This window comes from Proteiniphilum sp. LBM24028 (genome assembly GCF_056629195.1).
This window is the reverse complement of record NZ_CM152817.1, coordinates 3,102,005-3,116,671: the sequence shown is the minus strand read 5'-3', so window position 1 is coordinate 3,116,671 and position 14,667 is coordinate 3,102,005. Positions and strand designations below refer to the sequence as shown.

Genomic DNA, 14,667 nt, shown 5'->3' with positions numbered 1-14,667 from the left:
TTCTGCTTACAGTTTGAAATATATAAAAAGTATCAATTTACCAGCCTGTCAGCCGCTCCACCCTCATCCTATTTCAAAACCGCGCGCACCACAAACCAGAGATGGTGTAAAAAAGTGGAGAACGATCCATAATAGTGGGCCATGATGTGGTACCGTTCCTTCAGTGATGCTTTCCGGTGGGTAGTGGTCATTCCTTCATTCAGGTAGTTGATCAGCGTGAGGCGGGCATTGTGAATCGATGATGCTTTCTTCATCATGCGTACGCACCAGTCGAAATCGGAGGAAAAGCGATATGAGAGGTCGTATGGTTCAAATAGCTCCCTTTTTATTATAAACGCCTGATGGCATACCAGCATCCCTTGCCTGAAGCTTTTCCAGGTAAGCCTGTCCGGTGCCTTCAGCCGGCGCATCGAAAGAAAGGCTCCTCTTTCATCCACTATGGCTGTCTCACCATAGATAATATCGGGAGCGTTGTCGGGATCCATGGTGTGCATCATCTTTTCCACACTGTCGGGTGCGAAAAAAGTATCCCCCGCATTCAGAAAACAGAGATAGTCGCCAGAAGCCATCCCTGCGGCTTTGTTCATGGCGTCGTAGAGACCCTGGTCCGGTTCGCTCACCCAGACCATCTTCTCCTGTGCATATTGCTGTATCAGTGCTACCGTGTTGTCTTTCGATTCTCCATCCACAATCAGATGCTCGATGTGGGGGTATGTCTGCTCCCTGACGCTCTTCAGTGTCCTCTCAAGTGTGAGGGCGGCATTATAGGTGACGGTAATGACGGATAATGATTTCATTTTCGGGCGTATATGGCGATGAAGGGCGATAACATCCTGCCCCGAAGGGGACATATTTTAATGGCGTAGCTCAGTGCTTTCACCCATTTTCGCAAGTTTTCATTTTCTGGTTTAGGTTCAAGCCATACCATGGGTTTACCGATGTATTCCACTGAAACATCGTGGAGAGGATAGGAATGCATAATCTCTTTAAGAGCAGGTATTTGCATCGACTTCAGGTTGTGTGCCTCCAGGTTCTCCCTGTCCAGTCTTCGTTGTATCATTCCGTTCAACCCCAGAAAGTTGGGTAGGAGGATGAGTAACTGGCCCTCGTCAGACAGCAGATCGACATGTCTTTTGATTACATCCGCTGTATCTTCAAAATGCTCGACAAATCCGGAGGAAAAGACCACATCATATCTTCTCTCCGGCGTGAAGGAGAAAAAATCGGTGTGAATACACTGGATACTGTTTTCGGGCAAGCCGTTAATCTTCTCGAAATTGTGGACGATATCCCTGTTCAAGTGAAAATCAAGGACGGTCACATCGGTGATACCATGTTTGTAAAACCAGGCAGCAAATACACCTGGAAATCCGCCGACATCAATGAGACTCTTGCCCCGTCTTAACTGATTCACAAAAGGATGGAAAACCACCTTGTCGGGTATCCGGTCATACCTGTAATGAGTCCAGTACGCATCCCAGTGCGCCTGGTCGGTGATGTTGTTATTCGTTTGCATAAAGTTGCCTATAGCGTTGGGCAATTTTTTCCTGACTGTATTCCTCCACCACTTTACGGCGTGCTTCCGATGAAAACAGTCTCCCATTATTTCCATACAATATTCCAAGGATACCTTCTGCAAGGTCGTCCGCATCCCTGTATGCAGCTACGTAACCGTTTGTGCCGTGGGAGATCATCTCGGGGACACCACCGGTATGAAACCCCACACAGGGTGTGCCGCAGGCCATAGCCTCCATGAGGGTGTTAGGCAGGTTTTCCTGCAGAGAGGGTGTCACGAACAGGTCGGCGGCATTATATACTCCGGGCATATCCTGAGGCGCCACATATCCCAGACTCCTTGCAGGCAGTGAGAGGCGTTTTCCCAGTTCCTCCCCGTCGTTGCCGGCAATCAAAAAGAGAATGTCGTCATGTTGCTGCGCCATAATGCGGCTCGCTTCTGCCAGATAATCCATCCCCTTACGCGGATCAGCAGCTTTTACGGCTGCAAAAAGCACTATTTTCTTGTCCATCGGCAGATTCAGCCGACGACGCGCCTCACTTTTATCCATGGGAATATAGACAGCGGTATCGATGGGGTTGGGAATGGAAACCACCCGATGCCCTGTTGTGAGCGGACTTTTTGCTGCCAGTTCCCTGAGCCAGTTGCTGCACGCAACGAAAGTGATCCTTCCTCTGGAATAAACAACCTGCTTTGTAATAAACAGCCGATGTGACAGGTCGTTTCGTGAGGGTGTTCTGAGCCATGGACAGTCTCCGCAGTATCTTTCGTAGCGGATGCATCCCGCAGCATGATGGCAGATGCCGGTGAAGGGCCACATGTCATGCATCGTCCAGACAATTTTCCTGCCGGAGGCGATAATGCGGCCAATTTCATCCAGGGAAAGCATCCCCTGGTTGATCCAATGTAAGTGAATCACATCGGCTTCCCTGAATGCGGGCAAGTCGGTAATGGAGAGTCCAGTGTTGGCAATAGAGATATCGAAAAGGTGTCGTTTTGTGAATCCATTACGGAGAAAGATGACGCCACGCTCCAGGTAGAAGTTGAACTTGTTCTGCAGCTTGCTGCCGGCAGGGATGACACTTGCGTGAACGGCTTGTTTATCACGTACGAGCATCTTCACGTGCTCTCCTTCCCCCAGGAGTGCATTCATCAGCCGGAAGGCAGCAATGGCAGCCCCCCCGTGCACATCTGATGTGTTGACGATAAGGATGTTCATGTGACTATTTTTCTAAAGGCATCCAGATAGCGGTTGCTCACGCTCTCCAGGTTTATCTTCTCTTCGATCACGCGAAGAGAGGCTTCGCCCATCCGTTTTCTCAGGGTAGTGTCCCTGAGTAAGAGGGATATTTTTTCAAACAGATCGTCCGCATTGTTTTCGCGGAAGAAGAACCCGTTGTCATGGTGGGTAACCAGATCACGTTCAGTACCGTCGCATACCGAGCAGATCACCGGCAGGCCGTAAGCCATCGCGTCATTGATGGATAACCCGCCCATTCCTGCAAGCACGTAGATGGAAGAAGCGCTCATGTAGGCGCCGATTGTTCTCGGATCGTACACCCCGCCGGTAAAAAGAACCCTTTCCTTTATACCCAGTGCTTTGGCCTTTCTTTCAAGGGACCCTCTTTCTGGTCCGTCACCCACTACTACGAGCTCTGCATCAGGAAACTCTTTTAATACTTTTGCAAAAGCATCCATCAGTAAATCAACCTTTTTCCACTTGACGAGCCGCCCTATGTGAATAATTCGGTGACTGTTTTCAGGGAGGATGGGAGGCTTCTGCAGGAGTAGTTCCTTTTCGCGCAGCAGAGCTTCACTGTCGCCGGTATTGTAAGTAACGAAAACACGTTCTTCACGGATACCGTAGGTGGGCATGAGGGTTTTTCCCAGCGATGAATAGGCTAAAGCGCCATCGGCCCTGCGGTAGCAATATTTTCTTATCAGCATGGTGACCCACTGTCTGAAGTAGAAGGGCAGTCCCCAGCTTAACAGTTTCATATCTTCGTTGTACATAGGGTGTTCCTTGAAGTAGGCACGTATTTTTCCATACGGGGGCACCTGGAAAGGAATCTCGCGAATCACAAAACGAACTCCGTTTTTACGGAGTACCTTCCTGAGCCTGCCATATTTGAAGAACTGCAGAAAGTAGGGCCAGCCGGTGACAAGTATGTCAGGCTGTTCTCTTTCAATAATATCCGGTAAATCGGGGAAATAATTTTTACCGAAAACCGTTTTTTGCTCTCTGCTGTCAATGATCCTGTATGCTGCCTGCTTTTCATCGATTACTTTCACGCCTTTGCCCAGCACCTTACTCCTGCGCGCAGGGATTACAGCGACGACCTTGGTATTCTTTTCAACCAGCCTGTTGAGCATCGCATTTGCATAGGGTGGGATACCGCCAAAGACATAGAGTATTTTCATTCAAAACTCTGTTTTTTTCGATAGGATATTTCTCTGCAGTACGTGCAATGCCACATGATGACCCACCTCGATACCTTTTCGTGACAGATGATCTTTTGTTGTGTTATAGGCCAGCTCGGGGTTGTTATTGTCCCCACTCAGATGACAGAGCCAGATATTACGTAGATCGGAGGTGAAGTTGTTTGCCAGGAACTCGGCCGTCTGCCGGTTACTCAGGTGTCCGGTACCGGAGGTAATCCTGCGCTTGAGGTAGTAGGGGTAACGTCCGTTTAATAACATCTCCTCGTCGTAATTGCTCTCTATAACCAGGTGGTTCGCCTTGCCGATGTAATAGGCCACCTCATCGGTGATGGAGCCCACGTCAGTTGCCAGCGTCATTCTCTGTCCGTCGAACTCGAAGAAATAGCCTGCATTGTCGTTGCTGTCGTGCGGTACGTCGAATGCCGTAATACGAAAATCCTCAATCTGAAAGGGAACTCCTTTCTCAATATATTTGGTGGAGCCGTTGAGATTATTGTGTATCATGGGGCAGTTGGAAATACCACGATGCACCTCGCGTGTGGCATAGACGGGTATATGCATTTTCTCTCCCAGATAACCGGCCGATTTAATGTGGTCGTAATGATCGTGCGTGATCAGGATGGCCATGATAGAGGATAGTTCTATACCATGTTCGGCAAGTCGTTTTCTGATTACGCGCGGGCCAAGACCGGCATCGATAAGGATGCCATAGTGTGCGTTGCCCAGGTAATAACAGTTGCCGCAACTGCCGCTGCTTAGGCTGAAAAAGGAGATCCGGTCTGCCTGGAATAGTTTATACTGCATAGTGGATGCAAAGATAATAAGTTTTTGAAAACTATCTTTTAAAACGTTTTTACGGACAAGCCTACCACGGTCCTGTTATAGTCCTCAATCATCTCTTTTACTACCTGTGCGGCGGGAAGCACCTGTCTGATGTGTGATGCGATCTGTCCGATCTCCAGCTCACCCTCCGTGAGGTCACCCTCAAAGATTCCTTTCTTTGAGCGTCCTCTTCCCAGCAATGCACGTAGCTCATCGGGTGTGGCTCCCCGGTCTTCCAGCTCCTGTACCTGTTGGTAGAACTCGTTCTTGATCATCCGCGTGGGACTTATTTTTTTTAGTGAAAGAAGCGTATCTCCCTCGTTCAGTGAAAGACACTTTTGTTTGAAAGTTTCACTGGCCGAGCTTTCTTCCGTCAGCGCAAAACGGGTGCCAACCTGTACTCCTTCGGCGCCCAGTGCCAACATGGCGGCCATTGCCCCGCCGGTCGCAATACCGCCCGCTGCAATGAGTGGCAGTGCCACCGCCTGCCTTACCTGGGGAATGAGCGTGAGAGTGGTTGTTTCTTCCCGCCCATTGTGGCCACCCGCTTCAAACCCTTCTGCTACAATTGCATCTACGCCGGCTTCTTCAGCCTTTAGGGCAAATTTTGAACTGGATACTACATGGGCGACAATACTTCCTTTCTCTTTTAACCTGGCAGTCCATGTTTTGGGATTACCCGCCGAGGTGAAGACAATGGGTACTTTTTCCTCCATCACAATATGCATGATTTCCTCAATTTGTGGATACATGAGGGGTATATTTACACCAAACGGCTTGTCGGTCGCGTCCTTGCATTTATTTATATGTTCCCGCAATGTGTCGGGATGCATCGATCCGGCTCCTATAAGTCCCAGCCCGCCGGCATTGCTTACTGCCGATGCCAGCCGCCAGCCGCTGCACCATACCATTCCCGCCTGTATAATCGGATATCGGATACCGAAAAGTGAATTAATTCTGTTGTTGTTCATTTTCCAAATTTATGCAAAGATAACATTATCTCCATTTTTCTCCATCTAATCTCTGGTTTAGATTTTTTTTAGTAGCTTTGCACACCGTTGCCCATTGTGTCTGCATTGGCTTGAACTGTAATTTCAAAATTGATTATTCCTGACATTATGAATGTCCTTCTACTTGGCTCCGGAGGCCGCGAACACGCTATGGCGTGGAAGATACGCAAGAGCAGTTATCTCAATAATTTGTACATTGCTCCCGGTAATGCCGGCACTGCTTTGGTGGGCACCAACATTCCCATCGGAGTAACCGATTTTGAAGCGATGAAACAGTTTTCACTCAGCCACGATATCGACATGATTGTCGTAGGTCCCGAGGATCCGCTAGTGAATGGTGTGTATGATTTTTTTCATAACGATGAGGACATTTGTCACATTGCCGTAATCGGCCCCTCTCAAAAAGGTGCTCAACTGGAGGGAAGCAAGGACTTTGCCAAACATTTCATGATGCGTCATGCTATTCCGACAGCCCGTTATAAGAGCGTAACGCTGGAAAATATTCAGGAAGGAAATGAATTTCTTGATTCACTCTCTTCGCCCTATGTATTGAAAGCCGATGGCCTGGCTGCTGGAAAAGGTGTACTTATTCTCGACGATCTGAATGAAGCACGACGAATGCTTTGGGAAATGCTTAACGGAAAGTTTGGTGAGGCGAGCAACAAAGTAGTGATTGAGGAGTTTTTATCGGGTATTGAGTGTTCTGTTTTTGTGCTGACAGATGGACAGTCTTATAAGATATTACCTGTGGCAAAAGACTATAAACGGGTTGGTGAGAAGGATACCGGATTGAATACTGGCGGTATGGGAGCTGTCTCGCCTGTTCCATTTGCCAATGACATTTTCATGGAAAAGGTACGTACCCAGATAGTGGAACCCACTGTGAAGGGGTTACTAAAAGAGGAAATCGATTATAAGGGATTCATTTTCCTGGGGCTGATCAATGTGGAGGGCAGTCCGAAGGTCATTGAATACAATGTGCGAATGGGAGATCCCGAAACGGAAGTAGTACTGCCAAGAATAAAGTCTGATCTGCTGGAGTTGTTTATAGGCGTAGCCACAGAAACACTTGAAAAGCGCGTGCTGGAAATAGATGAGCGGTATGCCACAACGGTAGTGATGGTTTCGGGAGGTTACCCCGAAGCATACGAAAAGGGGAAACGGATTGAAGGGCTGGACAGTGTGGTAGACAGTGTTGTCTTTCATGCAGGGACCAACAGCCGGAATGGGGACGTACTTACTTCCGGGGGGCGCGTGCTTGCTGTCACATCTTACGGCAATACCATGGAAGAAGCACTTTCTACATCGTACCGCAATATTGGCAAAATAAGGTTCGATAAGGCCTATTTCCGGAAAGATATCGGGTTTGACCTCCGCAACAAGTAAAAAAGCGGTCAAGTCATGCAGGCTATTGTCAAATCTTTTAGAACATACATAATTGAGGGACGTTTTGTCACGCCATTTGCCTCTTTGGTTATCGTAGTCATGCGTGCAGCTTTATTTTTCAGGGACGATGGCTTACCGGTTGCGTACCCCGATACCGGGTATTTATGGCAGTATGTTGCTCATTGGTTTGCCACCCCGGTGGCCTCCCTGGCTTCCTCCACGCTTTCGGTTTTTTTGATTGCAGCGCTGATCTCAGCGATAAATAACAGGTTTACATTAATCCGCGCACGTTCCAGTCTTCCTTTTATTGCTCCTCTCTTTCTGCTGAGCCTCCATCCCTGGTTTATGGTGATGAGGGCCGATTATATTGCACTTATTTTTGTATTGATTGCTTTTTTCCCCTTATTGAGATCTTATCAGATATCCAATGCCACACTCTACTCCTTCCGTTCGGCCATTCTGATTGGCATTGCTTCCCTGTTTCAGATTTATGCACTTGTGCTGCTCCCTTTATGGTGGCGTGGAGAACGATCGATGCGCGGACCGCAGTTTCGTTCATTTTTATCTTCTTTATTCGGCCTGTCTCTTGTGTATGTTTCCCTCTTTTCTCTATATTTTCTGTTAGATGATGTGGCAGGCTTTGCGAGGCCTTTTCTATCCTTTGCTTCATTTTCATTACCGCAACTTCCTGCTTTCTCCCTAATGGAGTGGGGCGTGGTGGTATTGTCCGGCCTTTTTTTTATTTCCAACATGGTACTCAGCATCAATATTTACTCACGTGATAAAGTGTTAACAATGAGTTTCATGCAGTTCTTAGTCTTTCTGATTATTTTCCAGTTACTACTCCAGATACTTTATTGGCAGGAGACACTTTTTTTTCTTTCACTCAGTATTGCACTCATATCCTACCTGAATGCCTATTTTTACACGAGAACCCAATCGCCAGCTTATATATATCTGGCTTTGCTGATCGTGATAACAGGGCTGCTCTTCTATTTGTCACATTTTCTTTAAATAGCGTTTTATTGACTAAACAATCTCTTCACAATGTTTGTTTATTTAGTAACTCCCTTTGATTATCAGTTTGATACCTGGATATGTGCAAATGAGAGTAAGATGAGACAAGGAGGAAAAATATGAAGAAATTTGCATTTTACGGAATTGTGTTGTCCTTTATGGTTCTTGTTTTCGGAGCTTGTGGCAGTACCCGGACAGCGGCGGAAAAAGAACAACTGGCAGCTGAAATACGTCAGGCGGTAGAGATGTCGGAATTTATTTTTGAAGCTACCTATGCCTACCCTACCGGATTCAGATCGGTTTATCTTTCGCCTCATTACAGTGTGAAGGTATCTCCCGATACGGTGAAAGCTTATCTTCCTTATTATGGCCGGGCTTATCGTGCTCCGATGGATCCACGGGAAGGCGGTTTTAATTTTACCAGCACCAATTTCAAGATAGTGCCATTTCCCGGAAACCGTAAGGATAATTGGATCATGGAGGTGACCTTCTTCGATCTGGATCGGCCTGTGACTTTCCGTTTCGATCTATGGGAAAACGGAACCGCCCGCCTCGATGTGAACGACATGAACCGGCAGACTATCAGCTTTCAGGGAACCATTGAAACCAAAGGAGAGGAGTAATAAAAAATCCACCATAACAGTGGATTTTTTTATTATAGTTTCTCTGCCAGAGCCGAAGGTAAGTAGAAGGTATTGTTTTTGTCGATATAAACAGTCACTGAACCTATGTCGAAGGGTTTCCCGTTCATCGTAGCCACAGAAGAAAAAGCTTTCACCTCCAGAATGTTTTTTCCTTTTTTTACTCTGAGCAGGGGAAAATCGGGATTCTTTTTGTCGATTGTAAAATTCATGCCTGCGAAAACCTGATCGTGCTTTACAAATAACCTGTCTGAAAGTTCCTGAAGTGAGACTTCCAAACCCGCTGCCTCCTGCATATAGTTGTTTACATCCCTGTTCATGACATGGCCTTTAAGAAGATCACCCTGTGGGTGATAACAGGCCATGATCACCTCTTCGCCGGTATGCCCTCCTGTAGTAAAGCCGAAGCAATTGCGTGAGTTGAGGATGTTTACTATGTTGTGTGCGAGGTTATTGCTGGTACCCACTTTTGTATAATCCCCTTCCTTGTAATTTTTGGAAGAAAGTAATGTTTGTAACTCCTCCCCGGTAATGTCAATGCCTGTATATTCTTTGAACACGGCCTTGATCTCCTCCGGTTTTGTGTTCACAAGTACCGATTCAATACCGTTGGCACTTAACTTAATTTTAGATACTGCTCCAAATAATTGCTCCAAAGAGAGTTTGTCATAACCAGGACAGTTGCTTGTACCAATTGAAAAGCCGCTGTTGCCATGATCGGGAAGAATCAATACCGCTGTATTTCCATCATTTTTGGCAAATTCCATAACTTTTCCCACTGCCTCATCAAAGGCTAGAAACTCGTGAATGATGGAAGCTGCATCGTTGGCATGAGCGGCCCAGTCGACCTGACTGCCTTCAACCATCAGAAAGAAACCATTCTCTTTTTTAGATAGAAGCTCCAGTGCCTTTTCTGTCATTTCGGCAATTGAAGGCACCTTATCCGGATTTCTGTCGATATCGTATGGCAAAGCTTTTTTACCAAATAATGCCCATACTTTTCCGTTACCTGTGTAATTGAGAAGTGCATTCCGATCATCACTGATGAGTGTGGTGCCGTTGTTGTTGAAATGTTGACGGATATCCTCCGTAAGGATGCCATTTCCACCTCCGAACATTACGTCCAGGTTTTGGTAGGCCATCTGAGTGGCCAGTGCGGCATAGTTACTCCTTTTATAATGGTGGGCTGAGAAGTCGGCAGGTGTGGCATGCGGAAATTCACAGGTGACGACCAGTCCTACTGCCTTTTGTTTTTCTATCTTCATTGCTTCGAGAATGGTTGCCGCAGGCTGCCAGGTACGTGATTCCTCTACCTGGAAAAGGTCATTCTCCGATACTTCGGGATGAATGGCCACATTTCCTGTTTGCTGCAGAACACCTGTCGCATAGGCTGAGCCAGTGGGGGCAGAGTCTCCTATGGGAGCGTTGGATGAGAAGGTGGTGACGGTACCTGTGAGGTAAGGGTCTATATGTAATCCTATACCTAGATTATTATACTGTTTAAACCAACGGGCAGCTGAATAAACACTCACAGAGGTGCCGTCAGGGATCATGACGATGATATTTTTTACCGGCCTTACTTCCTGTGCCGTGAGGATCACAGAAAAAAAGAACAGAAAAAAAAGGATGTTTATCTTTTTCATTGAATAACTATTTTTAGTTTGTAATGTAGAACATACAAAGTTATAAAATAGTTGTTACGTTTTAATCAAGATGGAGTAAATGTATATTCGGACATTTCTCATAGATTGGGGAAACAGTCTGATTTTCCTTATATTTGTATTTCAAAAAAAAGAATAATAATGAGTAACAGAAAGCCCCTGATATTGATTACCAATGATGATGGTTATCATGCGAAGGGAATTGCATCGTTGACTGAGGCGATGAAAGATTTAGGAGAAATTATAGTATTTGCTCCCGATTCACCCCGTTCGGGTATGTCTTGCGCCATATCTACCTCGAACCCACTTCGTGCAAGATTGATTCACAGTGAGGTAGGGTTGACTTCGTACATTTGTAACGGGACTCCGGTAGACTGTGTGAAACTGGCATTGAATGAATTCATGAATCGGAAACCCGATTTGTTGGTTTCTGGAATCAACCACGGCTCCAATGCCGGAATAAGTGTGCTTTATTCAGGCACGATGGGTGCAGCCATTGAGGGTTGTGTTTTCAATATTCCTTCCATTGGTTTCTCGCTTTGCGATTTTAGGCCAGATGCTGATTTCACGGCTACAGCTGCCGTTGCACGTAATATGGCAATAAAGGTTCTTGAAGCAGGCTTGCCCTCCGGTGTTTGTCTGAATGTGAACGTACCTATGGGAGAGATAAAAGGAGTTCGTGTTACCACACAGACACAGGGGAAGTGGGTGAACGAATATCACCGTTCGAAGGATGGATCGGGAAGAGATGTTTTCTGGATGACCGGTAACTTCGAGAATTGGGAAGAGGAAAATGACAACAATGATGAGTGGGCACTCGCTAACGGATATGCAGCTGTTGTGCCTGTAAAGATTGATATGACAGCCTATGATTTTATGCCGGAGTTGAAAAAATGGGAGATATGAGATGAAAGTGGTTATCATTCAGCTATCAGCTTTTCTACACCTGTATTCGATTGATAATAAGTAAATAATATTGATATGAGGTACTATCTTGTGGTAGGAGAAGCGTCGGGAGATTTGCATGCTTCCAACCTGATGCAATCGCTCCGGGAACTGGATAAAGATGCAGATTTTCGTTTCTTTGGGGGCGACCTGATGCAATCGAAAGGCGGCACGCTGGTGAAGCATTATCGCGAAATGGCATATATGGGAATTATTCCGGTAATACTGCATGCACAGACTATCCTGCGTAATCTGGACTTCTGCAAAAAAGATATTGCAGCATACAAACCCGATGTGGTAATACTGGTGGATTATCCTGGTTTTAATTTGAAGGTGGCAAGGTATGTGAAGGAGAAGCTGCATATTCCGGTTCATTATTATATTTCACCCAAGGTATGGGCCTGGAAGGAATATCGTGTGAAATCACTGAAGAGATATGTGGATGAGATGCTCTGCATACTGCCTTTTGAGGTGGATTTTTTCAGGAAGCACCAGTACAGGGTACATTATGTGGGTAATCCCACCGTAGATGCCATTGTGAACAGGGACCAGCCCGGGGAATCCTTCGATGAATTTGTATCTGCCCACAATATTGAAAATAAGCCCATCATCGCACTTCTGGCAGGAAGTCGCAAACAGGAGATTGCCAGTAATCTGCCTGCGATGCTGGAGGCAGTGAAAGGTTTCGCCGACGGGTACCAGATTATTGTGGCCGGGGCGCCCGGTATAGACCCGTTGTTTTATAAGGAGTTTGAAAATTCATTCCCACCTGTCCGGGTGTTGTTTAATTGTACGTATAGAATTTTGGCACAGGCCGATGCTGCTCTTGTAACATCAGGTACTGCCACGCTCGAGACCGCCTTACTCAATGTGCCTCAGGTCGTCTGTTACAGAACACCATTGCCGGGACTGACCTGGTTGGGATTTAAGTATATTTTGCATACACCTTTTATTTCGCTTGTAAATCTGATCAGTGGTAGAGAGGTTGTCAAGGAGCTTTTCGCAAAAAAATTTACCGTCGACCACATCCGGACGGAACTCAAACAATTGTTGCACGTGAAAAGTTACCGGCAAAATATGCTCAATAATTACAAGGAGATGCAAGTGAAGCTTGGAGAACCGGGTGCATCACGCAGAGCCGCAGAAATTATTTACAGTCAGTTGCATTTATGATATTTTTTTGCATGATCTTTTGTGCAGAAGAAGCTCATATATTACTTTTCGAAGAAATGATAAATTAATTTCTTCGAAGAGGTGTTTTTTCTCTCTTTTTTGTTTCCTTTGTGCAAATAATAAAATAATAAAAAATGAAGGTAGGCATTCTCAGTTCGGGTGGAGACGCCCCCGGTATTAACGCAACCATTCGTGGTGTGGGAAAGACAGCCATTAACAATTACGGCATGCAGGTAATTGGTATTCAAAATGGTTTTTCCGGGTTATTGTATAAAGATGTAGTGGAACTTACAGATCCCTCTTTGTCCGGGATATTGAATCTGGGGGGTACAATTCTGGGAACGGCACGCGAAAAGGTATTCCGGAAAATGATTACTTCACCCGATGAGAAGGATCGTGAACAGATAAAAGCAGCATACCATGAACTGGGACTCGACTGTCTTGTGTGCATTGGCGGAAACGGCACACAACGTACTACGTGGATGCTTTCCGAGTTAGGGTTGAATGCGGTGGGAATACCTAAAACCATTGACAATGACGTGTATGGCACAGATATTACTTTTGGTTTCGATACTGCTGTAAATATTGCCACCGAAGCAATCGACAGACTTCACTCCACAGCCAGTTCACACCGGCGCGTGATGGTGATTGAGCTGATGGGGCATCATGCCGGATGGATCACACTCTATGCCGGAATGGCGGGTGGCGCTGATATTATCCTCTTGCCCGAACTGGGTTATAATATGAAGGTCGTGATCGATAAAATCCAAAAACGGATGGAAATGGGTAAGGCTTATTCAATTGTGGCGGTGGCAGAAGGTGTAGAGGTGCCTACACGAGAACGTCCGGCTGCTTACTTTGCCCGCGAAATTGAGGAACAGACCGGTTTTGAGACACGCGAAACAGTGCTTGGTTACATTCAGCGCGGGGGATCACCTTCGCCTTATGACCGAATTTTGGGAACCCTGCTGGGTGGACATGCCGCAGAACTGATTCATGAAGGAAAATTCGGCAGAATGGTGGCCAGGCTGGGCAATAAGATTTCCGATGTGCCCCTGTCGGAAGTAGCCGGAAAGTTACGTCTGGTGAATCCGGAGTCTAACCTTGTAGTACAGGGGAAAAGAATGGGAATATCATTTGGTGTATGGTGATGAGATAAAGAGAGGCACTTCAGGTGCCTCTTTCTTCGTGTCTTTCTGCACAATCAAAGTTCCTCAGTGTTTTGTTCCTCTTCAAAATCGGGGAGTGACGTTTTTTCCATGCGGTTGTCGGGATTTGAAATACCGGTGCTGGCTGTTCGGGCAATCACCTCCTGCAACTCGTTACTTTCCCGCAGTTTCCTGATAGCCACCTTTGCCGCCATCTGGTGGGATTCCTTCTTGGAGTAACCCTTGCCTGACCCTATTTCCACTCCGCCCACTTTGACGCAGGAACTGAAGACAGGATTGTTTTGCGCATCGTATGACGCATCGGTAACCTCGAAAAACACATCTACTTTATTTTTCTGGCCCCATTCAATGAGGCGCGATTTGAAGTCTACCTCACTCTTGAGTACGGTCTCTATGTTCAAATGTTGTTTGATAAGGGTCTCATACACGAACTTCTTGGCTACACGGTAACCCTGGTCGAGGTAGATGGCACCGATCAATGCTTCCAGTGCATCACCATATATATTGGTATTGTGCGCCAAGTTACGTGTCGATGAGATAATAAGTTTGTCGAGTCCCAGCTCCACGGCTAACTTGTTAAGAGTTTCCCTTTGTACGATGCGTGAGCGCGTGCTGGTGAGAAATCCCTCTTTCTTATGTTCGAACTTTTTATACAGGATATCGGCGACGATAGCATCGAGAATGGCATCGCCCAGAAACTCAAGACGTTCATTGTTTACCCATCTTCCTTTCTTTGAACGGATCGAAGACGAACGATGCGTCATGGCTTCCCTGTAGAGATCTATCCAGTCAGGATAAAATCCCAGTACATTGTAAAACGAAAGATAAGGCTCTTTACCTTTATGAGGAAGAGCCTTGATCCTTTTTACGAATCTTCTTAACACA

The 14,667-nt window shown here is 46.3% G+C and carries 14 protein-coding genes; 6 read left to right on the top strand and 8 right to left on the bottom strand.

The window, feature by feature from the left end; translation table 11 throughout:
• Positions 1–68 precede the first annotated feature (68 nt).
• The 6 genes from AC1HCU_RS12525 to AC1HCU_RS12500 are packed head-to-tail and all read right to left on the bottom strand — an operon-like array spanning position 69 to position 5,751.
• Entirely contained in the window at positions 69–797 is a 729-nt protein-coding gene (locus AC1HCU_RS12525) for a glycosyltransferase family 2 protein (protein WP_480366446.1), read from the bottom strand.
• A complete protein-coding gene (locus AC1HCU_RS12520; RefSeq protein ID WP_480366444.1) occupies positions 794–1,516 on the bottom strand; it encodes a class I SAM-dependent methyltransferase in 723 nt (240 codons plus the stop codon). Before AC1HCU_RS12520 ends, AC1HCU_RS12525 begins: the two co-directional genes overlap by 4 nt.
• Positions 1,503–2,735 (bottom strand): glycosyltransferase family 4 protein, encoded by a 1,233-nt coding sequence (locus tag AC1HCU_RS12515; RefSeq protein WP_480366442.1) that lies wholly within the window; start codon positions 2,733–2,735, stop codon positions 1,503–1,505. Before AC1HCU_RS12515 ends, AC1HCU_RS12520 begins: the two co-directional genes overlap by 14 nt.
• Complete coding sequence (locus AC1HCU_RS12510; RefSeq protein ID WP_480366440.1) at positions 2,732–3,937, bottom strand: glycosyltransferase; 1,206 nt, start codon at positions 3,935–3,937, stop codon at positions 2,732–2,734. The genes AC1HCU_RS12515 and AC1HCU_RS12510 overlap by 4 nt, the downstream gene beginning before the upstream one ends.
• Complete coding sequence (locus tag AC1HCU_RS12505) at positions 3,938–4,762, bottom strand: MBL fold metallo-hydrolase (RefSeq protein WP_480366438.1); 825 nt, start codon at positions 4,760–4,762, stop codon at positions 3,938–3,940.
• A gap of 38 nt (positions 4,763–4,800) precedes the next feature.
• Positions 4,801–5,751: an NAD(P)H-dependent flavin oxidoreductase gene (locus AC1HCU_RS12500; protein ID WP_480366436.1), complete on the bottom strand. Its 951-nt coding sequence runs from the start codon at positions 5,749–5,751 to the stop codon at positions 4,801–4,803.
• A 147-nt stretch (positions 5,752–5,898) separates the two neighbouring features.
• On the opposite strand from AC1HCU_RS12500, the gene purD reads away from it, so the two are divergent.
• The 3 genes from purD (at position 5,899) to AC1HCU_RS12485 (ending at position 8,816) form a co-directional block, all read left to right on the top strand.
• Complete coding sequence (gene purD / locus AC1HCU_RS12495; protein WP_480366434.1) at positions 5,899–7,176, top strand: phosphoribosylamine--glycine ligase; 1,278 nt, start codon at positions 5,899–5,901, stop codon at positions 7,174–7,176.
• A 15-nt stretch (positions 7,177–7,191) separates the two neighbouring features.
• A complete protein-coding gene (locus AC1HCU_RS12490) occupies positions 7,192–8,190 on the top strand; it encodes a hypothetical protein (protein ID WP_480366432.1) in 999 nt (332 codons plus the stop codon).
• Positions 8,191–8,312: 122 nt separating this feature from the next.
• Entirely contained in the window at positions 8,313–8,816 is a 504-nt protein-coding gene (locus tag AC1HCU_RS12485; RefSeq protein WP_480366430.1) for a DUF4251 domain-containing protein, read from the top strand.
• Positions 8,817–8,848: 32 nt separating this feature from the next.
• Here AC1HCU_RS12485 and AC1HCU_RS12480 read toward each other — a convergent pair whose 3' ends face one another.
• On the bottom strand, positions 8,849–10,477 hold the full coding sequence (locus tag AC1HCU_RS12480) for an alkaline phosphatase (RefSeq protein WP_480366428.1): 1,629 nt from the start codon (positions 10,475–10,477) through the stop codon (positions 8,849–8,851).
• A 159-nt stretch (positions 10,478–10,636) separates the two neighbouring features.
• On the opposite strand from AC1HCU_RS12480, the gene surE reads away from it, so the two are divergent.
• The 3 genes from surE to AC1HCU_RS12465 all read left to right on the top strand — a co-directional run bounded on the left by surE (position 10,637) and on the right by AC1HCU_RS12465 (position 13,764).
• A complete protein-coding gene (gene surE, locus AC1HCU_RS12475; protein ID WP_480366426.1) occupies positions 10,637–11,401 on the top strand; it encodes a 5'/3'-nucleotidase SurE in 765 nt (254 codons plus the stop codon).
• Positions 11,402–11,476: 75 nt separating this feature from the next.
• Positions 11,477–12,613, top strand: a complete 1,137-nt coding sequence (gene lpxB, locus AC1HCU_RS12470) for a lipid-A-disaccharide synthase (protein ID WP_480366424.1) — start codon at positions 11,477–11,479, stop codon at positions 12,611–12,613.
• A 134-nt stretch (positions 12,614–12,747) separates the two neighbouring features.
• Entirely contained in the window at positions 12,748–13,764 is a 1,017-nt protein-coding gene (locus tag AC1HCU_RS12465; RefSeq protein WP_480366422.1) for an ATP-dependent 6-phosphofructokinase, read from the top strand.
• 53 nt (positions 13,765–13,817) lie between these two features.
• Here AC1HCU_RS12465 and rnc read toward each other — a convergent pair whose 3' ends face one another.
• Positions 13,818–14,666, bottom strand: a complete 849-nt coding sequence (gene rnc, locus AC1HCU_RS12460) for a ribonuclease III (RefSeq protein ID WP_480366420.1) — start codon at positions 14,664–14,666, stop codon at positions 13,818–13,820.
• Position 14,667 lies beyond the last annotated feature (1 nt).

Excerpts from the sequence above, each read along its gene's own strand:
- AC1HCU_RS12525 (WP_480366446.1), bottom strand. The coding sequence starts at position 797 with ATGAAATCATTATCCGTCATTACCGTCACCTATAATGCCGCCCTCACA.
- AC1HCU_RS12490 (WP_480366432.1), top strand. The coding sequence starts at position 7,192 with ATGCAGGCTATTGTCAAATCTTTTAGAACATACATAATTGAGGGACGT.
- AC1HCU_RS12485 (WP_480366430.1), top strand. The coding sequence starts at position 8,313 with ATGAAGAAATTTGCATTTTACGGAATTGTGTTGTCCTTTATGGTTCTT.
- purD (WP_480366434.1), top strand. The coding sequence starts at position 5,899 with ATGAATGTCCTTCTACTTGGCTCCGGAGGCCGCGAACACGCTATGGCG.
- AC1HCU_RS12505 (WP_480366438.1), bottom strand. The coding sequence starts at position 4,762 with ATGCAGTATAAACTATTCCAGGCAGACCGGATCTCCTTTTTCAGCCTA.
- lpxB (WP_480366424.1), top strand. The coding sequence starts at position 11,477 with ATGAGGTACTATCTTGTGGTAGGAGAAGCGTCGGGAGATTTGCATGCT.
- AC1HCU_RS12500 (WP_480366436.1), bottom strand. The coding sequence starts at position 5,751 with ATGAACAACAACAGAATTAATTCACTTTTCGGTATCCGATATCCGATT.
- AC1HCU_RS12515 (WP_480366442.1), bottom strand. The coding sequence starts at position 2,735 with ATGAACATCCTTATCGTCAACACATCAGATGTGCACGGGGGGGCTGCC.
- surE (WP_480366426.1), top strand. The coding sequence starts at position 10,637 with ATGAGTAACAGAAAGCCCCTGATATTGATTACCAATGATGATGGTTAT.
- AC1HCU_RS12465 (WP_480366422.1), top strand. The coding sequence starts at position 12,748 with ATGAAGGTAGGCATTCTCAGTTCGGGTGGAGACGCCCCCGGTATTAAC.
- AC1HCU_RS12480 (WP_480366428.1), bottom strand. The coding sequence starts at position 10,477 with ATGAAAAAGATAAACATCCTTTTTTTTCTGTTCTTTTTTTCTGTGATC.
- AC1HCU_RS12510 (WP_480366440.1), bottom strand. The coding sequence starts at position 3,937 with ATGAAAATACTCTATGTCTTTGGCGGTATCCCACCCTATGCAAATGCG.
- AC1HCU_RS12520 (WP_480366444.1), bottom strand. The coding sequence starts at position 1,516 with ATGCAAACGAATAACAACATCACCGACCAGGCGCACTGGGATGCGTAC.